This window comes from Dethiosulfatibacter aminovorans DSM 17477 (genome assembly GCF_900142005.1).
Lineage (GTDB): Bacteria > Bacillota > Clostridia > Tissierellales > Dethiosulfatibacteraceae > Dethiosulfatibacter > Dethiosulfatibacter aminovorans.
Genome location: NZ_FQZL01000020.1, coordinates 42,703 through 61,614, shown reverse-complemented (window position 1 = coordinate 61,614; position 18,912 = coordinate 42,703). Strand labels below are relative to the sequence as shown.

The 18,912-nt window shown below is 39.5% G+C and carries 20 protein-coding genes and 1 other annotated feature; of the genes, 15 read left to right on the top strand and 5 right to left on the bottom strand.

From position 1 onward, the window contains the following. Nucleotides 1-65 precede the first annotated feature (65 nt). Nucleotides 66-455, bottom strand: a complete 390-nt coding sequence (locus BUB05_RS12580; RefSeq protein WP_073049969.1) for a winged helix-turn-helix transcriptional regulator — start codon at nt 453-455, stop codon at nt 66-68. 281 nt (nt 456-736) lie between these two features. On the opposite strand from BUB05_RS12580, the gene BUB05_RS12575 reads away from it, so the two are divergent. From BUB05_RS12575 to rd, 11 genes are all read left to right on the top strand, one after another. Then, nucleotides 737-1,123 (top strand): hypothetical protein, encoded by a 387-nt coding sequence (locus tag BUB05_RS12575; RefSeq protein WP_073049968.1) that lies wholly within the window; start codon nt 737-739, stop codon nt 1,121-1,123. 94 nt (nt 1,124-1,217) lie between these two features. Further along, nucleotides 1,218-1,452 (top strand) — a binding site (T-box leader). 58 nt (nt 1,453-1,510) lie between these two features. Beyond that, entirely contained in the window at nt 1,511-3,634 is a 2,124-nt protein-coding gene (locus BUB05_RS12570; RefSeq protein WP_073049967.1) for an anthranilate synthase component I, read from the top strand. 1 nt (nt 3,635) lies between these two features. After that, the gene (trpB, locus tag BUB05_RS12565; protein ID WP_073049966.1) at nt 3,636-4,880 is read left to right on the top strand and encodes a tryptophan synthase subunit beta; all 1,245 of its coding nucleotides are present in this window, start codon (nt 3,636-3,638) and stop codon (nt 4,878-4,880) included. After that, nucleotides 4,870-5,604: a tryptophan synthase subunit alpha gene (trpA, locus tag BUB05_RS12560; RefSeq protein ID WP_073049965.1), complete on the top strand. Its 735-nt coding sequence runs from the start codon at nt 4,870-4,872 to the stop codon at nt 5,602-5,604. The genes trpB and trpA overlap by 11 nt, the downstream gene beginning before the upstream one ends. A 4-nt stretch (nt 5,605-5,608) precedes the next feature. After that, entirely contained in the window at nt 5,609-6,619 is a 1,011-nt protein-coding gene (trpD, locus tag BUB05_RS12555; protein WP_073049964.1) for an anthranilate phosphoribosyltransferase, read from the top strand. A gap of 4 nt (nt 6,620-6,623) precedes the next feature. Next, nucleotides 6,624-7,406 carry an indole-3-glycerol phosphate synthase TrpC gene (gene trpC, locus BUB05_RS12550; RefSeq protein WP_073049963.1) on the top strand — a complete coding sequence of 261 codons (783 nt, stop codon included), beginning with the start codon at nt 6,624-6,626 and terminating at the stop codon, nt 7,404-7,406. Further along, nucleotides 7,403-8,041, top strand: a complete 639-nt coding sequence (locus BUB05_RS12545) for a phosphoribosylanthranilate isomerase (protein ID WP_073049962.1) — start codon at nt 7,403-7,405, stop codon at nt 8,039-8,041. Before trpC ends, BUB05_RS12545 begins: the two co-directional genes overlap by 4 nt. A gap of 133 nt (nt 8,042-8,174) precedes the next feature. Further along, nucleotides 8,175-8,396, top strand: a complete 222-nt coding sequence (locus BUB05_RS12540) for a YdbC family protein (RefSeq protein ID WP_073049961.1) — start codon at nt 8,175-8,177, stop codon at nt 8,394-8,396. Between the two features lie 114 nt (nt 8,397-8,510). Then, nucleotides 8,511-8,990, top strand: a complete 480-nt coding sequence (locus BUB05_RS12535) for a hypothetical protein (protein WP_073049960.1) — start codon at nt 8,511-8,513, stop codon at nt 8,988-8,990. A gap of 37 nt (nt 8,991-9,027) precedes the next feature. Further along, nucleotides 9,028-9,204: a ferredoxin family protein gene (locus BUB05_RS12530; protein ID WP_073049959.1), complete on the top strand. Its 177-nt coding sequence runs from the start codon at nt 9,028-9,030 to the stop codon at nt 9,202-9,204. A gap of 18 nt (nt 9,205-9,222) precedes the next feature. After that, entirely contained in the window at nt 9,223-9,384 is a 162-nt protein-coding gene (gene rd / locus BUB05_RS12525) for a rubredoxin (protein ID WP_073049958.1), read from the top strand. Between the two features lie 77 nt (nt 9,385-9,461). On the opposite strand, the gene BUB05_RS12520 is transcribed toward rd, so the two are convergent. Genes BUB05_RS12520 through nuoE form a run of 4 tightly spaced genes read right to left on the bottom strand, consistent with a single transcriptional unit; the run spans nt 9,462 to nt 13,938 of the window. Next, nucleotides 9,462-11,198, bottom strand: a complete 1,737-nt coding sequence (locus tag BUB05_RS12520; RefSeq protein WP_175548564.1) for an NADH-dependent [FeFe] hydrogenase, group A6 — start codon at nt 11,196-11,198, stop codon at nt 9,462-9,464. 20 nt (nt 11,199-11,218) lie between these two features. Continuing rightward, nucleotides 11,219-13,012, bottom strand: coding sequence for an NADH-quinone oxidoreductase subunit NuoF (locus BUB05_RS12515; protein ID WP_073049956.1), 1,794 nt, complete (start codon nt 13,010-13,012; stop codon nt 11,219-11,221). Between the two features lie 16 nt (nt 13,013-13,028). Further along, the gene (locus BUB05_RS12510; RefSeq protein WP_073049955.1) at nt 13,029-13,421 is read right to left on the bottom strand and encodes a (2Fe-2S) ferredoxin domain-containing protein; all 393 of its coding nucleotides are present in this window, start codon (nt 13,419-13,421) and stop codon (nt 13,029-13,031) included. Nucleotide 13,422: 1 nt separating this feature from the next. Beyond that, nucleotides 13,423-13,938, bottom strand: a complete 516-nt coding sequence (nuoE, locus tag BUB05_RS12505) for an NADH-quinone oxidoreductase subunit NuoE (protein ID WP_073049954.1) — start codon at nt 13,936-13,938, stop codon at nt 13,423-13,425. A 184-nt stretch (nt 13,939-14,122) separates the two neighbouring features. Between nuoE and BUB05_RS12500 the strand changes: the two genes are divergently transcribed. The 4 genes from BUB05_RS12500 to BUB05_RS12485 all read left to right on the top strand — a co-directional run bounded on the left by BUB05_RS12500 (nt 14,123) and on the right by BUB05_RS12485 (nt 18,874). Continuing rightward, complete coding sequence (locus BUB05_RS12500; RefSeq protein WP_139258009.1) at nt 14,123-15,187, top strand: hypothetical protein; 1,065 nt, start codon at nt 14,123-14,125, stop codon at nt 15,185-15,187. A gap of 21 nt (nt 15,188-15,208) precedes the next feature. Beyond that, the gene (locus BUB05_RS12495) at nt 15,209-16,792 is read left to right on the top strand and encodes an ATP-binding protein (protein WP_073049952.1); all 1,584 of its coding nucleotides are present in this window, start codon (nt 15,209-15,211) and stop codon (nt 16,790-16,792) included. 3 nt (nt 16,793-16,795) lie between these two features. Beyond that, a complete protein-coding gene (locus BUB05_RS12490; RefSeq protein WP_073049951.1) occupies nt 16,796-17,464 on the top strand; it encodes a response regulator in 669 nt (222 codons plus the stop codon). Nucleotides 17,465-17,566: 102 nt separating this feature from the next. Beyond that, nucleotides 17,567-18,874 carry a 2-hydroxycarboxylate transporter family protein gene (locus BUB05_RS12485; protein WP_073049950.1) on the top strand — a complete coding sequence of 436 codons (1,308 nt, stop codon included), beginning with the start codon at nt 17,567-17,569 and terminating at the stop codon, nt 18,872-18,874. Nucleotides 18,875-18,912 lie beyond the last annotated feature (38 nt).

Genomic DNA, 18,912 nt, shown 5'->3' with positions numbered 1-18,912 from the left:
AATGCAAAAGAACTCTCGATATTGAGAGTTCTTTTGCATTTGCTGCAATCAGCAGATAATATTCTTTATTTCGTTTTTGAAGCTTCTTCTTTCAATATGGTCTCTTGCAATGTAGTGTCGATTTCCACGTGAAATTTGTCTGAATAATTTCTTCCCCATTTATACATTGATTTTAAAACAGGTACAAAAACTTTTCCTTCTTCAGTCAACGAATATTCTACCCTAGGGGGTACTACAGGATATACTTCTCTATGTATTAGTCCGTTTTCTTCAAGATCTCTTAATTGCTGAGTGAGCATTTTTTGAGTAACGCCGGGCAGTCTTTTCTTTATCTGGCTGAATCTGAGCTCGCCCTTCCTGAGATGCCACAAGATTACACATTTCCATTTACCGCCGATTAAATCGATAGATAATTCCAGAGGACAGCGGTATATTTTATCATTTGCTACGCTCAATAAAAAACACCTCCATAGTTTTTATGTATCCATTATAACACATAGTATCTTTTTATACCATACAAATCAATAAAATATCCAGCGTTGTTTTTGACTGTATAGAGTATTGCAGATACAACTATTTATAAACGACCAATAATTGATAAAATTATGTCAATAAATAGAACAAAAAATCATAAATAAGATGCATAAATGTTAAATAAATGTTATAATAAATGATATATTTTCTTAACAAAAGAAGGTGATTTTAATAGAAAATAAAAAACAGGCGGGGTATGTATATGGGTGAAAGGCTTAGTGTATTATGTAAAAATTGTCTATTTACTGAGGAATTTGAATTGGGAAAGGAAAATGAAAGTGAGTACTCAATTCAGGAACTTATCAACAATTTTATTGATGACAAGAAAGTAAAGAAGAGTATATTGAAGAGAAGCAAATATAATATTCCTATACTCGACATGAAACATGAAATTCTTATTTGCAGCAAATGCGGAAATATGAAGGGTAAAACAGTGATTGAATTTGCTGATGGATATATAACCAGGTACTGTTGTGAGAAATGTGGCCATGAGCTCGAAAGCTTTGATTACCACGAGATCAGGAAGGCTGCATGTCCAGATTGCAACGAAAAAGCCTTGATGGTGAAGGAGCATATTTTCTGGGGATAACAAGGTATTAATAAAAAAATGTTGCATTTATTTAATATTTAGTGTAATATATGAACAAAGCAATTTGTTTGGGCAACAGTTCAAGCAGGTTAATACTAAAGCGTTGATTGAGAGTAGTAGTATCAATTCGATATTATAGAGAGTCTTTGTTGGTGGAAATAAGACATAGAGGATTGTTGTGAATGGACTCATGAGTGCGGCCCGATATGTAGGCGCCGACGAGATATCTCACTCGTTACAAAGGAGACATGTATGATGGTACATGAAATAAGTGGGTATTTAATACCAATTTAGGTGGCACCGCAGGAGATATATCTCTTGTCCTATATTTATAGGACAAGAGATTTTTTGTTTTTTTGTATAGTTTTTTGGAGGATTGGAGGAAATATGAATTATAAAACAAACAGTAAAGTTGAAATCAAAAGAAAGAAAAGGCCAGTGGATTTTAAAATAAGCAGGGACAATCTTATTGAAGACCTGAATACCTTCAAGGGGGCTTATCTTTGCAGCTCCTTCGAGTATCCCGGAAGATATACCCGATGGGATTTGGGGTTTGTCAAGCCTCCCCTGGAAATCAGAGGGAATGGCAGAAAGTTCATTATCAACGGCCTGAATGAACGAGGAAAAGTCCTGGTGGATATTATCTACAGCCATATCAGGTTAAGGGAAAGCTACAAGTTCCTTAACAAGGAAGAATTTTTCATAGAGGGTGAAGTAAAGGAACCTGAAGGATATGTTACAGAGGACAAAAGAAGCAGGCAAAACAGCATATTTACCCTTATTAGGGACATAAGAAGGATGTTCTACTCGGAAGAGGATGGATTCCTTGGCCTATACGGCTCCTTTGGATATGACCTTATTTATCAGTTTGAAGACATGGAACTGAAAAAGGAAAGGCTTGAGAGCAATGAGGATCTTGTACTGTTTATTCCGGATAGTGTGATGATAATGGACCATAGAAGGACTGAATCCTTTGTTTATGACTATGAATTCCGTTATTTGGATTATTCTACGGAGGGTGTTGAAAGGACAGGCATAGATGAGGTTGTAGATGACAAGAAATATGAAGAGCTCATAAATCCTGTAAAAGGCAATTATGCAGGGCTTGTGAGAAAGGCGAAAAAATATTTTGAAAGGGGAGACCTGTTTGAAGTGGTTCCTTCGCAGGTGCTGGAATACAATACGGAAAAGAAAGCCTCAGACATATTTGAAAGGCTAATAGAAATAAACCCAAGTCCCTATGGTTTTCTGATCAACCATGGTAATGAAAAGCTTATTGGAGCGTCTCCTGAAATGTATGTAAGGGTTACTGGCAACAAGGTTGAAACCTGTCCGATCTCCGGAACTGTGAAACGGGGAAAGAATGCTGTAGAGGATTATGAAAATATCATGAAGCTTTTGAATTCTCCAAAGGAAGAATCGGAGCTTACTATGTGTACAGATGTTGACAGAAACGACAAATCGAGGATATGTGTTCCGGGAAGTATTAATGTTATCGGTAGGAGACAAATTGAAAAGTACTCACATCTGATACATACGGTAGACCATGTGGAAGGTATATTAAGGGATGAATATGATTCTCTTGATGCCTTCATGACCCATATGTGGGCTGTTACAGTGACGGGTGCTCCCAAAAGGAGGGCTGTACAGTGGATTGAAGAAAATGAGCAGTATTGCAGGGAATGGTATGCAGGTGCCGTTGGATGTCTTGGATTCAATGGAGATATAAATACAGGCCTTACACTCAGGACCATATACATGAAAGGGAACAAGGCAAGGGTGAGGGTTGGAGCAACCCTTCTAAATGATTCAATACCGGAAGATGAAGAAGAAGAAACTTTAATCAAGGCTGCAGCCATGATCAAGGTGCTGCAGGAAAAGCCCGGGGAGGATGAGGCAAAGGAAGCTGAACTTATAGAGAAACTTGACTTCAACATACTCATCATAGACCATGAGGATTCATTTGTTCATACCCTGGGAGACTATTTCAGAAGGCTAGGTGCAGATACGGAAACCGTAAGACACAATCATGCAATGGAATGCTTGAGAGAAGGTGACTATGACCTTGTTGTTCTGTCTCCGGGTCCTGGAAGACCAGAGGATTTCAATGTCAGTGAAAAAATCGGGTATTGCGTAGAGAACGGACTGCCTATATTTGGAGTTTGCCTTGGACTTCAGTCAATAGTGGAGTATTTCGGTGGAAGTCTTGGACAACTGGATATTCCCGTTCACGGTAAGAAGTCCAATCTGGACTTTGAAGATAAGAGTATCATATTCAAGGGTATTGAAGGGGAAATATGCGTAGGACGCTACCACTCCCTCTACGGGAACAAGATTCCCGAAAATTTAAGGGTGACGAGCAGGACCAGTGACGGAATTGTAATGTCTGTTGAAGATGAAGAAAGGAATATATATGCAGTACAGTTCCATCCTGAATCTGTCATGAGTATGGATGAGGGCAAGGGACTCAAGCTCATGAAAAATATAATTGATAAACTAATGGAGGAATAAAATGAAAATATTTAAGGGATTGCCTGAAGGGTATTACGGGGAGTACGGAGGCAGATATGTACCGGAACTGCTGATTCCCGTTTTGGACGAGCTGAGAGATTGTTTCAACAGTGTAAAGAACGATAAAGCTTTTTTCAATGAGTATTACAGTCTTTTGAAAGAATTCTGCGGAAGGGAAACTCCTCTAACATATGCGAAGAATCTTACGGAATATTTTGGAAAGGGCAGGATTTTCATTAAGAGAGAGGATTTGAACCACTCCGGAGCCCATAAGATAAACAATGTAATGGGTCAGGCTTTGATTATGAAAAAGCTTGGGAAAACACGTGTAATAGCTGAGACGGGAGCAGGCCAGCATGGTGTTGCAACGGCAGTCATGGCAGCAAAGATGGGATTTGATGCAACAATTTACATGGGAGCTGAAGACGTTGCCAGGCAGTATCCCAATGTATTCTGGATGAGAAATCTTGGAGCAAAGGTTGTTGCCGTGGAAGATGGAACTGCAACCTTAAAGGATGCCATAAACGAATCAATGAGAGATTGGGCATCGAATTTTGAGGATACCCATTACTGCCTGGGTACTACTTGCGGACCCCATCCTTTTCCTGAAATGGTTACATATTTTCAGTCAGTGATCAGCAAGGAAATAAAGAAGCAGCTGAAGGAGAGGGAAAACAAACTTCCGGACAGGGTATATGCATGTCTGGGAGGTGGATCAAACAGCATGGGTGCCTTCTATGAATTCCTCGATGACGAATCAGTAAAACTTATTGGAGTAGAGGCTGGAGGAAAAGGAGAAGGATCCGGAATGCATGCGTCAAGAATTGCCTACAAGACGGGGAAAACAGGAGTTGCCCAGGGCTACAAGACAATATTCCTTCAAAATGAAGAAGGCCAGATGATGGATACATGGAGTATTTCAGCAGGCCTTGACTATATTGGCGTTTCGCCCATAAGTGCCTATTTGTCGGATATAGGAAGGGTCAATGTTGAGGCGGCAACTGATGAAGAGGTAATTGAAGCATTTAAGCTTGTTTCAAGAAAGGAAGGGATAATACCTGCTCTCGAATCAAGCCATGCTTTTGCTGCAATGATAAGGGACATAGAAAAAACCGGGAAGGATGAGATAATCGTCGTAAACATGTCTGGAAGAGGTGACAAGGATATATTCAATATCGGCGAAGCTCTCGGGGATGCAGACTGGATGAAATTCGTAAAGGAAAGGGGAGACAGCTATGAAAGATAAGATCACTTTGATGACGCACCAGGTAATCGGTTATCCCGATATGGAAACCAATGAAAGGGCACTTGAAATATTCGAGAAAAATGGAGTTGAGTTTACAGAGCTTCAAATACCTTTTTCTGATCCTTCTGCTGATGGACCTACCTTTGTGAAGGCCAACCAGGAAGCACTTGACAAGGGAACAACTGTAAAAGGTTCCCTTGAATTCATTGAAAAGTCTGTGAAGAAATTCGATATGAATATACTCATAATGACATATTACAACATTGTTTACCAATACGGCGTAGAGGAATTTGTGAAGAAAGCATCGGAAATAGGCGTATGGGGCCTGATAATCCCTGATGCCACTTTGGAGGATGCATCGGAACTTTTTGAATATTGTGATAAATATGATATCAATCCTGTTGTGATTGCCACTCCCTATACTGATGAGGCAAGGCTTGAAAAGATAGCGGAAAAGGGAAAGGGCTTTATATATTACGTTCCTCGTGCAGGGGTTACGGGTATAAAGACCAGGTTCAGCGGTGAAGTTACTGAAAAAATAGAGAGAATCAAGGAAGTTACCAAGATGAAATGTGCCGTTGGATTTGGAATACAGGAAAAGAAGGACATTGATTTTCTTGCAGGACATGCAGACATAGCAATAATAGGGAGTGCCATAACGAGGGTAATAGAGAACGAGGGAATAGAGAAAGTAGATGAATTCCTGAAAAAATTGATGAGGTGATGATATGAGATCTGAAATATTGTTTAAACTGTCAAACAAGGAAAATTTAACCAAGGATGAAGCTCTGGAGGCAATGAATTCCATAATGAAGGGGGAGTCGTCTCCTGTTCAGACTGCTTCTTTTCTTACCGCCCTTAAGATGAAAGGTGAGACTGTAGAGGAAATAAGCGGCTGCGCCATGTCTGTAATAAGTAATGCCAGCAAGCTGGAATACAAGCATGAACATCTTGTGGATTGCGTAGGTACAGGTGGAGACGGTGCAAACACATTCAATATCTCTACAACGGCATCTTTTATAGCAGCCGGTGCAGGAGTGAAAGTTGCAAAGCACGGCAACAGGTCTGTATCCAGCAAGAGTGGATCAGCAGATGTCCTGGAAAAGCTTGGAGTTCATCTTACTGATGAAAACGAGAAAATAAAAAACTGTCTTGATAAGGCAAACATAGGATTCATGTTTGCTCCTCACCACCACAAGTCATTCAAGAATGTAGTACCTGTCAGAAAGGAACTTAAGTTCAGAACAGTATTCAACATACTTGGCCCCATGGTTAATCCTGCCTCTGTTGAAAAACAGATAATGGGTGTATATGACAAGGGCCTGGTGCATGTATGCGCAAATGTTTTGAAGGAGCTTGGAGTTAAAAGGGCAATGGTGATACACGGTGAAGATGGTCTTGACGAGATTACACTAACAGGCAAGACTTATGTATCTGAAATAAAAGACGACAAGGTTGTGGAATATATGATAAATCCTGAGGATTACGGATTCAAGTTGTGTGAACTTGTGGATATATCAGGAGAAGGTCCTGGGGTCAATGCTGATATATTAGAGTCGATCCTTAGGGGAGACACTGGCTTCAGAAGGGATATTGCCATTCTTAATGCTGCGGCAGCCATATATATATCCGGAGTGGCTGACAGCTACGAAGAAGGTTTACATAAAGCAATAGAGTCCGTAGATTCTGGAAAAGCTTATGAAAAACTTGAAAAAATGAGGATGGAAACAAGGAGATAGACAGATGATCTTGGATATGATAATAGACAAAAAGCTTGAAAAATTAATTAAAACAAAAGAAAATAGAAGCCTGGATGTTTTGAAGATGGAAATTGAAGGGTTGGACAAAAAAACAACATATAAATTCGAAAGAAGTTTACATAATAAGAAAAGGATGTCCATCATAGCGGAAATAAAGAAAGCTTCGCCTTCAAAAGGTCTTATTTCTGAAGAATTCAAGTATTTGGATTATGCAGATATCTACAATAAAAATGCTGATGCCATTTCAGTTTTAACTGAAGAGGATTTCTTTTTGGGAAGTGGCAGGTACTTGACTGAAGTGAAGGAAAAAGTGGAAATTCCGGTTCTTAGAAAAGACTTTATAATAGATGAATATCAAATCTATGAAGCCAAGGTTTTGAATGCTGATGCAATTCTTTTGATCTGCAGGATACTAGAAGAAAAGAAATTGAAAGAATTCATTGATACAGCATATGGACTTGGTCTTGAATGTCTTGTAGAAGTTCACGATGAAGATGATGTCAAAAAGGCTTTGAATACAGGTGCCAGGATTATTGGTGTGAATAACAGGGATCTTGAAACCTTCACTGTGGACCTTAAAAACACTGAAAAACTGATCAGTCTTATGCCTGATAATATTGTAAAGGTAAGTGAAAGCGGTATAAACACGTATGATGACATGAAATATCTAGAAAGCATAGGAGTGGATGCAGTACTCATTGGAGAGGCCATAATGAAGTCGAGGGACATGGAAGGCAAATTCAGTGAATTGAGAGGGTTGAAATGATAAAGGTTAAGATCTGTGGTCTTAGGACTATGGAGGATATAAAGGCTGTAAATAAATACAGACCTGATTATGTCGGCTTTGTGCTTGCCGACAGCAAGCGAAAGGTATGCAGGAGCCACCTTAAGATTCTTCTGGAACAGCTTGACAAAGGTATAATCCCTGTAGGGGTGTTTGTCAACCATAGCATCCATTATGTTGAGCAGACAATAGGGGCGGGAATTAAGGTGGTTCAGCTTCACGGAGATGAGAATGACAAGTATATTGAAAAGCTGGAAGAATTGAAGAAGGAATATGACTTTGAGATTTGGAAGGCTGTCAGGCTTGGGGAACAGCCAGTTGACATGGTCAGTGAATACCTTGACTCCTTCGGCAATGTGGACGGATTCCTTCTGGACAAGCTTTCAAACAAGGCCTACGGAGGTCTCGGAGAAAAATTCAGCTGGGAAAGATACAGGGATATTGGGAAGAAATATCCTATAGTACTTGCGGGAGGACTCAATGAATTTAATGTAATGGAGGGGTTGGAGACAATAAAGCCTTTCTGTGTGGATGTGAGTTCGGGGGTGGAAACAAAAGGGTCAAAAGATCCTGAAAAAATCAGACGGTTTATCGAGCTTGTAAGAACGGGAAGGTAGATTCATTCATTTTAAAAAACAACAATTGATTGAAGAAAATATACTAATATAATATTGATTTATCCGTCATATCTGTGTTATTATCAATTAGAAAAAATATGATTTGAATAAACAGAAATATGCGGAGGTTGAAATGGCATTTAAATTTGAAGTTGTCACTAAGTTCGGTGAATTGTCCGAAAACGCAAAAGGCTGGAAAAAGGAACTTACACTGGTAAGCTGGAATGAAAGAGATCCCAAGTATGATATAAGGGAATGGGACCCTGCTCATGAAAAGATGACAAAGGGAGTAACCTTTACAGCAGAAGAGCTGATACAGCTTAGGGATATTTTGAACGAAATGGAAATCGAATAATAATTGATCGAATAACCGGTAAAATACTGGTTATTTTTTTTGATTGAGTATATAATATATATGTATTTAGTAAACATTCCAGAGAATGGATATTAAGGGTTAACAGGAGGAGTTATGGCTGGGAAAAACAAGAAATCCGGTTCGCTGATTGGGACTATAATAGCAATATATATTTTAATTACAGTTCTTAGAAACCTTACCGGAGCGAACTTGAATATAAGAGTTGGTAATTTTATTATCCCTCTGATAATAGGAATAATACTGATTTCAAGGATAATTAGTTCTGCATCCAGGTTTTCAAGACAGAGTAAATCGGATTTTGATTCAAGAAAGTCCGACAGCAGATACAATTTTGCAGAAACGGCAAAGTCTCTCTTGGAAGGACCTGAGAAAGCTGACAAGGTCAATGAACCTAAATTGAAGAATAAGAAGCCGTCAAGAAATAAACCTTTTGAAGGCCGGAAAAAGAAAGATTCAGAAATAATTGAAATAGATGAAACCGATCATTATGCAAAACAATACAGGAATCTATACGAGTCGGGAATTTTGACGAAGGAAGAATTCAAGGACAGAATAAACAAATTAAAAAGATAGATTTGTTTGATTAAATATTCTTGAAGGAGGTGTAATAATGGCTTATAGAATCAACGAAGACGAGTGTATAGGTTGTGGAGCTTGTGAACCTGTTTGTCCCGTATCATGCATATCAGAAGTTGAAGATTCGAAAAGAAAAATCGACGAAGATTCATGTATAGACTGCGGTGCATGTTCCGGAGAATGTCCAGTTGAATGTATATCACAAGTATAGATTATAGGAGGATATTACATGGATAAGTGGGAATGCATACCTTGTGGATATATTTATGATCCATCAGAGGGCGATGAAGACGGAGGAATAGCACCGGGAGTTAAATTTGAAGATTTACCCGAAGACTGGGTCTGTCCTTTGTGCGGAGCAGGCAAGGAAGATTTTCAAAAAGTTGAATAAGGTTGTTTACAGTGAATGAGCTGATACCAATTGATATCAGCTCATTTTTATTAATTGGCCTTAATGCTGCATCAAACCTAAATTTTTTCTCTTGCTTCGTAGTGTGTATGAAGAAGGTCATGGGCTTTTTGACCGTAAGGTTCACCGAGAAATTCCTCGTAAAGTTTAATAATTTCTTCGTTTTCATGTGATTTTCTTCTTTTCTTTCCCTTATCCTCTTCATATATGGCTTTTTGACGCTCTCTTATGATATTCATATCGCCATGGTGGTACGGCTGGCCGCCTCCGCCAATACATCCTCCCGGACAGGCCATGATCTCGATGGCATGGAATTTTGATTTGCCGGCTCGTATTTCATCAAGAAGTTTTCTTGCATTTCCAAGTCCGTGGGCAATGCCTATGTGGAGGTCCATGTCTCCGATTGTAACGGTAGCTTCACGGATACCCTCAAGGCCTCTCAGTTGAACAAAATCAACATTTTCAAGTTCCTCGCCAGTTATCCACTCATAAGCGGTTCTTGTAGCAGCTTCGATTACGCCACCTGTAGTACCGAAAATTACTGAAGCTCCTGTACTTTCTCCCATAAGCTTGTCGAAATCACTATCTTCAAGATTAGGGAAGTCAATACCTGCAGATTTCATCATTCTACCAAATTCCCTGGTTGTAATAACGATATCGACATTTGAATTCTCGTCCTTGGTTAGTTCAGGTCTCTTGGATTCAGCCTTCTTGGCAAGACATGGCATTATGGATACTACAGTAATATTCTGTGGATCGAGATTTTTCTTTTCAGCGTAATATGTCTTTGCAATGGCTCCGAACATGATTTGAGGTGACTTGCATGTTGAAGGAATATCTAGAAGATCAGGGAACTGATGCTCGAAGAACTTAACCCATGCAGGGCAGCAGCTTGTAAGCATTGGGAGAGTTCCGTTGTGCTGAATCCTGTGTATCAATTCCGTAGCTTCCTCCATTATTGTAAGGTCGGCACTGAAATCGGTATCGAATACGCCGTCAAAGCCCATTCTTCTAAGGGCCGTTGCTATTTTCCCCGTAGTTATCGAGCCCGGTGCCATGTCAAACATTTCACCTATTGCAACCCTCACAGCTGGTGCTATCTGAACCACTACATGCTTCTCGGGATTTGCCAGGGCATTCCATACGTGACGGGTATTGTCCACTTCTGTAAGTGCTGCAGTAGGACATACGGCTACACACTGGCCGCAGAATGTACATGATGAATCTGCCATATCCATGTTGAAAGCAGGTCCAACAAAGGATTCAAATCCTCTGTTCACTGCAGAAAGTATATTACAGGTTTGAACCTCATTACACATGGTTTCGCACCTTCTGCACATTACGCACTTGTTTGGATCTTTAACCAGCGAAAAACTGGAGTTGTCTTTTTCATAGTCAAGTCTTTCGCCTTCCCATGGTATCTCTCGTATACCGAGCTCCTGGGCAAGTGCCTGAAGTTCGCATTCCAGGTTTTTTGGACAGCTCAAACAATCCTTTGGATGGTTTGACAACAGAAGTTTTACCGCCATCCTTCTTCCGTTCATTGCTCTGAATGAGTCCGAGTGTATAACCATTCCCTCATAAACTTTCTCTGCACAGGAAGGTACGAGAGTAGGCCTTCCTTCAACTTCCACAACACATACCCTACATGAAGCAACCTGGTTTACAATTCCAAAACCTTCAAGGTTCAAGTGGCATAATGTAGGTATGTGAACACCAATCTTGTTTGCAGCCTCAAGTATTGTACTTCCTTTTTCAACTTGCATTTTGGTACCGTTGAACTCTATGTTTACCATTTCCATTCGCCATACCTCCTTTACGGTTTTATTACTGCATCAAACTTGCAGGCATCGTAGCAGGCGCCGCATTTAATGCACTTGTCCTGGTCGATTATATGCACTTCCTTGACTTTTCCTTCAATGCAATCAACCGGGCAGACCTTTGCACATGCCGTGCATCCTATGCATTTTTCAGGATTTATTGAATATTTTGCTAAAGCCTTACATTCGCCGGCCCTGCATTTGCCTTCAACAACATGTTCAATATATTCATCCTTGAAGTATTTCAAAGTGCTAAGTACTGGATTTGGAGCGGTTTGTCCAAGACCGCAAAGGGCAGTATCCTTTATCATTCTTGCAAGAATATCAAGATTTTCAAGGTCTTCCAAAGTACCTTTGCCATCTGTGATTTTTTCAAGTATTTCATACATTCTTTTAGTGCCTATTCTACAGGGAGTACATTTACCGCAGGACTCATCCTGGGTAAAATCCAGATAGAATTTTGCTATGTTGACCATGCATGTTTCATCGTCCATAACAATCATTCCGCCTGAACCCATCATTGAACCTATAGCTTTGAGACTTTCGTAGTCAATTGGTGTATCCAAATCTTTGGCAGTTATTACACCGCCTGATGGACCACCGGTTTGTACAGCCTTGAAACCCTTGTCTCCGACAATTCCTCCACCTATATCATAGATGATTTCCCTAAGGGTCGTTCCCATTGGAACCTCAACAAGGCCAACATTATTTACATTTCCTGCAAGGGCAAAGACCTTCGTTCCTTTTGAAGTTTCAGTTCCTATTGAAGAGAACCAATCAGGTCCGTTTAATATTATCGGGCAGATGTTTGCATAAGTTTCTACATTGTTGACTGTTGTGGGTTTTCCCAAATATCCTGCTTCGGAAGGGAAGGGTGGTTTCTTTGTAGGTTCGCCTCTTGACCCTTCAACTGAATGTATGAGAGCGGTTTCCTCTCCACAGACAAATGCACCTGCACCTAGTTTTACCATAATATCGAAATCAAATCCTGAATCGAATATGTTCTTGCCCAAAAGTCCGTAGTTTCTTGCCTGACCAAGAGCGTTTTCAAGTCTTTTTATTGCAAGGGGATATTCGGCCCTTATATATATGATTCCTGTATTTGCACCAGTTGCAAAACCTCCTATTGCCATTGCTTCAATAACAGAGTGGGGATCTCCCTCAAGTATTGACCTGTCCATGAATGCACCAGGGTCGCCTTCGTCAGCATTGCAAATGATATATTTTTCATCTCCGGGCGACTTGTTTGTCAATTCCCATTTAAGACCTGTAGGGAATCCGCCGCCGCCACGGCCTCTCAGTCCTGCATCCTTAATCAAGATGCATACTTCCGTTGGATTCATTTCGCTAAGAACTGTTCCCAAAGCTTCGTAACCTCTGAAGGCTATATATTCTTCTATGTCTTCAGGGTCTATTAGACCACAGTTTCTAAGGGCGATCCTATATTGCTTCTTGTAAAAAGCCATTTTGTCATGCTTTTCAAGCTTTTTCTTTTCCTCAGGTTCCTCAAACAGCAGTCTTTCAACAAGACGTCCCTTTATTATATGTTCATCAATAATTTCTTTGGCATCTTCTGGTTTTACCTGAACATAGAATACATTGTCAGGGTGTATCTTAACAATTGGACCCTGACCGCAAAATCCGAAACAGCCTGTTTTTATGACGGTTATTTCCTTGTCATAACCTGCATTAACCAGTTCATTATTTAGAGCGGTAATTAATTCTTCACTTCCTGAAGATATGCAGCCGGTGCCTCCACAGACCATAATGTGACTTCTGACTTTGTCCATTTCACCCTCCTTATAATTAAGCTTTATCAAATGTGTTAATAATTATTGAATCATCCAGCAGTTCATGTTTCAAGATATGTTTGTTGATAATGTCCCTTGCCTTGGCATCATCAACCTTTCCGTACAAAATGGGCTCCTTGCCGGGCTCATTTACCTGGACAATAGGTTCTGAATGACAGTATCCAAGACATCCAACCTGTACTACTCTAATATTTTTTAAATCCTGCTTGTTGATTTCATCTAGGAGAGCTTCCAGAGTGACTCTGGCGCCGGCTGCTATTCCGCATGTAGCCATTCCAACCATCAATTCAATTGTATCTTCTCCGCTTTCGCCTGTTTCTCTTAGATTGACTTTTTTCAAGGATTTTTCCCTGATTTCTTTTAGTTCATCAAGTGATTTAATATTCAAATTAATCCTCCTCTCTAAATTCATCAAGAATGTTGTCAAGTTCTTCAAGCTTGACTCTTCCAAATACCTTGTCGTCAATCATTACGATAGGAGCAAGACCGCATGCACCTATGCAACGTACATCTTTTAATGTAAACTGGTTGTCTTCTGTGGTGCCTCCAGCCTCTACATCAAGTTTGGACTTAAGTTCTTCAAATATTTTTTCTGCGCCTCTTACGAAGCAGGCGGTTCCCATGCAAACACTAATCTTGTGCCTTCCTACGGGATTACTTGTGAAATAGGAGTAAAAACTGGCAACTCCAAAGACTTTTGCACCTGGCAAATCGAGTTTCCTTGCTACGTATAGCTGAACTTCCTTTGGAAGGAATCCAAAGATGTCCTGGGCTTTGTGCAAAACATGGATGAGTGAACCTTTCTTGTCATCCAAGGTTGCAATATAATCGTCCAATTCATTGTACTTTTCAATTGGAAGATTAGAAGCACTGTAAGTTTCCTGTTGAGCTACGGGCTTTGTCATTGATACACCTTCTTTCATATATTTAGATACTTATAAATATTATACTACAAAAACCTTTAATTTTCAGGAATGAAATCCTTTATACAATACTAAATAAATGAAACAATTCATTAATAGCATTAAAATACAGGAAAACCGCAATAATTATGGTAAAATGATTATAGAAAAGGAAAGAGTGATGAGAATGAAATACAAATTTGCTGTTTTAATTATTTTAATGATTTTTCTGGTCTCCACACAAGCATTATTGCAGGCAAGTGGAGATGACATTGATATTGCAGAAAATGAATATTACTCCTGGCTTTCCGACTGGGGAGATATAGAATACTATTCCGACAGGGGAGTTGAGATAATTACCGATGAAAGATTGTGTATAGAGGACTGCGAACAGGTAAAGGGGTGGAACATACGCCCGTACAATGAACTGGAGGGAAAAAATGCAGAAAGTGATGCAATAATTTATCTGAGCACATATCCTGCTGATGTCATTGGCAGATTTGTCGACAAGATATATATGGTGGATAAACTGAAAATAAGAAATACCGACTATGCAGGAACAATAGTTGATAAATCAATGTATACAGCCATAGACATAACTGAAAACAGTTCACAGATATGGATAAAAATGGTCTTGGCCCATGAGTTTTTCCATATAAGGGAAGAATACTATAAATCTGGCGATGAAGAAAACAATCCATATCATGAAATGGACAGGCTTATTGACGAATACGGCCTTGAGTTTTATTATAATGAAGGATACTCTTTCAGACAGTGGTCTGAACTGGTAAACAGGAAGTACTCGGAAAAAAACCTGGAGATGGGATATATCAGGGAATATTCACTTTATGCGAGCCGGGAATTCAAGGCAAATATTGCACAGGCTGTTGATATGGGGGCCTACAAGATACTGGCAGAAAAATCGGAAGAGGTTAAAAGCTTGATGGATGCATATATAGAAGGAAACATTAGACTTTTCAAGGAAATGGGATATGAGCTTGATGGAGAATATTACAGAGAGCATCTTCCTGACCGGATGAGAAGCACAGATTATGAAGGATATAAAAAACTGATTACCCTTTATAGTTTCAGCGACAGCGGCGTGTTGGACAGACTTATTGACAGAAAAACAGAGATTATTATCGGATTAGCATTTTTATACCTCGTATTCAGGAACATGAAGAAGTTTTTAAGGGTGCCTCTTGATGAGGAGAGCATACAAAGAAAGAAAAAATGGGAATCAATATTTTAAACCTGCGCAGGAGGAAACAGAATGAAAAACATGAGCCTATCGAAAAAAATATCACTTCTTGTAATTTTATTGATTTTCATATCCATGACAATATCAACCATATCAGATGTTTCAAGTGAATTGAAGACAATAGATTATTACTCAAAGCAAAATATCATGAATCTTGCCCAGGCTGTAAGCAGGAACAAGACGGTAATAGACGGGCTTATCAACATGGAATCAGGACCTGTCCAGGAATATACCCAGGGAATATTGCAAAACACCGAAAATGTTGAATTTATTACCGTTGCGAACCTTGATAGCATAAGACTTTCACATCCAAATCCGGAAAACATTGGAGGAACCTTTTCTGGAAACGATGAAGACAGGGTTGTGAATACTGGAGAAAGTTATCATACTGAATCGCTTGGTACACTTGGTGTGTCCCTTAGAGCTTTTGCTCCTGTTTATGATTATGATGATAATCTTATCGGATTTGTCAGCGCAGGAACCTTGTCAAAGAACATTGAAGAAGTGAGAAAAAAGGCCATAATGGATTCGATGGTCACTGTTACTATTGGTTTGCTCATTGGATTGTTGGGAACAATTCTTCTGTCTCGTAATATTAAGAAATCAATACTGGGACTGGAACCATTTGAGATAGCTGCACTGTACAATGAAAAAGAGGCAATGCTTAATGCTGTGAACGAAGGTCTGGTGGCAATAGACAGGGACAGCAACATTACCATGATTAACGATGCGGCTATGAAATCCATGAAAATTGATGAGTCCAGTGGTACGATAATAGGAAAGAACATCATTGAAGTTATTCCTGAATCGAAACTGCCAAGAGTATTGGAGACTGGAATAAGCGAGGTGAATGAGGATATTATAATCAAGAATACGGCATACATAACAAATCGTGTTCCTATAAAGGATAAAGACGAAACCATAGGCGCAATGGCATCCTTTGTCGACAAGACAGAAGTCATGAATCTTGCTGAAGAACTTACTGGAGTGAGGCAACTGGTGGAAGCCTTGAGAGCCAATCAGCATGAATTCAAGAACAAATTGCATGTACTCCTTGGTTTTTTGCATGTAAAAGACTATGAAATGGCTGAGGAATATATAATGGATACATATGAACGGCAGGAAGAGATAGTCGGATTGGTATCGAAAAGAATATTAAATAGAACTGTTGCCGCCCTCATACTTGGCAAATTCAGCAGGGCTAAGGAACTCAATATTAATTTCACCATGGATAAATTATCGTCCTTGTCTAACGAAACATTCCCATACAACAACAATCTTGTAACCATAATCGGCAATCTTATCGAGAATGCATTCGAAGCAGTGAGTATTTCAGGCAAGAGGAAGAAGATTGTTGAATTGAAATTGATGGAGACAGAAAGTATAATAGAAATTAATGTCAGTGACAATGGTACCGGAATAAAACCTGGAATAAGAGAACTCATTTTTGACAGGGGCTTCACCACCAAGGAAGAAAATACAGGAGTAGGCCTCTTTTTGACAATGAAAAGCGTAAGAAGCATGAATGGAACAGTAGAGATGGATTCATCAGAAGGTGAAGGTACAAAATTCAATATAATTTTACATAAGGAGTAGACAATGATTAAAGTGCTCATAGTAGATGATGACCCAATGGTAGGGGATATAAACAAAAGATATGTTGAAAGTGTTGCCGGATATGAAGTGGTTGATATTGTAAAAAATGGTTTGGAAGCACTTAAAATTCTTGGACGTAGAGATGTTGAACTTGCCATAGTGGATATTTATATGCCGGATATGGACGGTCTTACTCTTATACGTGAAATTAGAAAAAAGCAGATCAAGACGGACATAATACTAGTGACTGCATCGAACGACAGGGAGGATATCGATACGGCATTGAAATATGGCGCAGTAGATTATTTAATCAAGCCTTTCAAGTATGACAGACTTGTTGATACACTCAACAGGTTCAAGGAAAGAAGGGATTCGTTGAACAGGGGAGACTCCATGAGACAGGAGGAAATAGATAAGCTTATTAAGAAAAAGGAGTCAGTAAAGGAGTTGCCTAAGGGCCTTCAAAAGAAAACCCTTGAAAAAATCTGGGCATATATACTGGAAAATTGTCAGGATAAGGAATTTACCGCCGAGAGCATTTCTGAAGAAATAGATATCAGTTCTGTAACAGTAAGAAGATACCTTGAATATATGGAAACCATTCAAAGAATCAATTCGACAATCAGATATGGAACAGTGGGGAGGCCGAAGAGCTTTTATAAGATAGTTTGAAAATTGACAGCTTTGATATATTCAAATAAATATTTTTATTTATTAAACACTTACTTTTTTTTCACCGTTGATGTACAATTAAGAAAAAGAGGAGGAAAAGATATGTCAAATCTTGAAAAGAAAACGAGTAACGAAAGCGGGCAAACGTTTTCAATCATGGGTATTGAATTACCATATTTCATCATCATAGCAATAATCTATATTATTGCCGTGTATTCAGGTAATCTTCCAAGCGGGCTCATAGTTTTAGGTTTCATGATGGTACTAGGTGCAATACTCGACCTTGTAGGCAATTACACTCCCATAATAAAAAGTTACCTTGGAGGAGGAGCAATAGTAGCGATATTCGGTTCCGCACTGTTGTCGTATTTCGGGTTGATTCCTGAAGCTACAGTTGCATCCATCACTGAATTCATGAAGGGTGGAGAATTCCTGAACTTCTATATCGCTGCGCTTATTTGCGGAAGCATACTTGGAATGAGCAGGGATCTTCTTATAAAAGCTTTTGCGAAGTATCTTCCCATAATACTGGGAGGAGTGGCAGCTGCACTTGTGCTGGTTGGAATTGCCGGAATGATTATAGGATACGGATTCAAGGAAGCCGTCCTTTATATTGGAATACCCATAATGGGAGGCGGCATGGGAGCAGGTGCAATTCCATTGTCTGAAATCTACGGCCAGATAATGGAGGAGGATCCGGGAAACATTCTTACCATAGTTGTACCGGCCCTTGCCCTTGGAAATGCAGTTGCAATTGTGGCAGGAGGACTTCTTAGCAAACTGGGAAGCAAGTATCCAAAACTTACAGGATATGGAAAGCTTCTGATCTCCCAGGAGAACGTAGATGATTTTGAGGTGGAAGAAAAAAGGGCTGCAATCGATATTAAGCTTATGGGCATTGGTATAGCCATAGCATGCATGTTCTATGTTCTTGGAAACATATTATCTAAATTCATACCTATTCACAGGTACGCCCTAATGATAATATCCGTTGCTCTTGTAAAGGGATTCAATCTTCTCCCGGAAAAATACGGTGAAGGATGTCATCAGTGGTATGCTTTCGTTTCCAAAAATTTCACAGCTGCATTGCTGGTGGGAATAGGATTTGTATATATAAATATTCAACAGCTCGCCGATGCATTTACCATACAATACATACTACTGGTCATAGTAACTGTAATAGGATCCATAATAGGTTCCGGATTCGTGGGAAGGCTGCTTGGATTCTATCCAATAGAAGCAGCTATAACAGGAGGTCTGTGTATGGCGAACATGGGTGGAACCGGAGATGTAGCGGTTCTTTCGGCTTCAAAAAGAATGGAACTGATGCCTTTTGCACAGATATCTTCAAGGCTGGGCGGCGCTTTCATGATTCTGTTGGCAACAGCACTTTTGAATCTTTTCATATAGAAAAATTAATCCTTTTTCTCGGATGAAAAAAATGTTAT

Excerpts from the sequence above, each read along its gene's own strand:
- BUB05_RS12520 (WP_175548564.1), bottom strand. The coding sequence starts at position 11,198 with ATGGTAAACATAGAGTTCAACGGTACCAAAATGCAAGTTGAAAAAGGA.
- BUB05_RS12570 (WP_073049967.1), top strand. The coding sequence starts at position 1,511 with ATGAATTATAAAACAAACAGTAAAGTTGAAATCAAAAGAAAGAAAAGG.
- trpD (WP_073049964.1), top strand. The coding sequence starts at position 5,609 with ATGAGATCTGAAATATTGTTTAAACTGTCAAACAAGGAAAATTTAACC.
- BUB05_RS12495 (WP_073049952.1), top strand. The coding sequence starts at position 15,209 with ATGAAAAACATGAGCCTATCGAAAAAAATATCACTTCTTGTAATTTTA.
- BUB05_RS12540 (WP_073049961.1), top strand. The coding sequence starts at position 8,175 with ATGGCATTTAAATTTGAAGTTGTCACTAAGTTCGGTGAATTGTCCGAA.
- BUB05_RS12545 (WP_073049962.1), top strand. The coding sequence starts at position 7,403 with ATGATAAAGGTTAAGATCTGTGGTCTTAGGACTATGGAGGATATAAAG.
- nuoE (WP_073049954.1), bottom strand. The coding sequence starts at position 13,938 with ATGACAAAGCCCGTAGCTCAACAGGAAACTTACAGTGCTTCTAATCTT.
- BUB05_RS12530 (WP_073049959.1), top strand. The coding sequence starts at position 9,028 with ATGGCTTATAGAATCAACGAAGACGAGTGTATAGGTTGTGGAGCTTGT.
- BUB05_RS12500 (WP_139258009.1), top strand. The coding sequence starts at position 14,123 with ATGAAATACAAATTTGCTGTTTTAATTATTTTAATGATTTTTCTGGTC.
- trpB (WP_073049966.1), top strand. The coding sequence starts at position 3,636 with ATGAAAATATTTAAGGGATTGCCTGAAGGGTATTACGGGGAGTACGGA.
- BUB05_RS12515 (WP_073049956.1), bottom strand. The coding sequence starts at position 13,012 with ATGGACAAAGTCAGAAGTCACATTATGGTCTGTGGAGGCACCGGCTGC.
- trpC (WP_073049963.1), top strand. The coding sequence starts at position 6,624 with ATGATCTTGGATATGATAATAGACAAAAAGCTTGAAAAATTAATTAAA.
- BUB05_RS12535 (WP_073049960.1), top strand. The coding sequence starts at position 8,511 with ATGGCTGGGAAAAACAAGAAATCCGGTTCGCTGATTGGGACTATAATA.
- BUB05_RS12575 (WP_073049968.1), top strand. The coding sequence starts at position 737 with ATGGGTGAAAGGCTTAGTGTATTATGTAAAAATTGTCTATTTACTGAG.
- BUB05_RS12485 (WP_073049950.1), top strand. The coding sequence starts at position 17,567 with ATGTCAAATCTTGAAAAGAAAACGAGTAACGAAAGCGGGCAAACGTTT.
- BUB05_RS12490 (WP_073049951.1), top strand. The coding sequence starts at position 16,796 with ATGATTAAAGTGCTCATAGTAGATGATGACCCAATGGTAGGGGATATA.
- rd (WP_073049958.1), top strand. The coding sequence starts at position 9,223 with ATGGATAAGTGGGAATGCATACCTTGTGGATATATTTATGATCCATCA.
- trpA (WP_073049965.1), top strand. The coding sequence starts at position 4,870 with ATGAAAGATAAGATCACTTTGATGACGCACCAGGTAATCGGTTATCCC.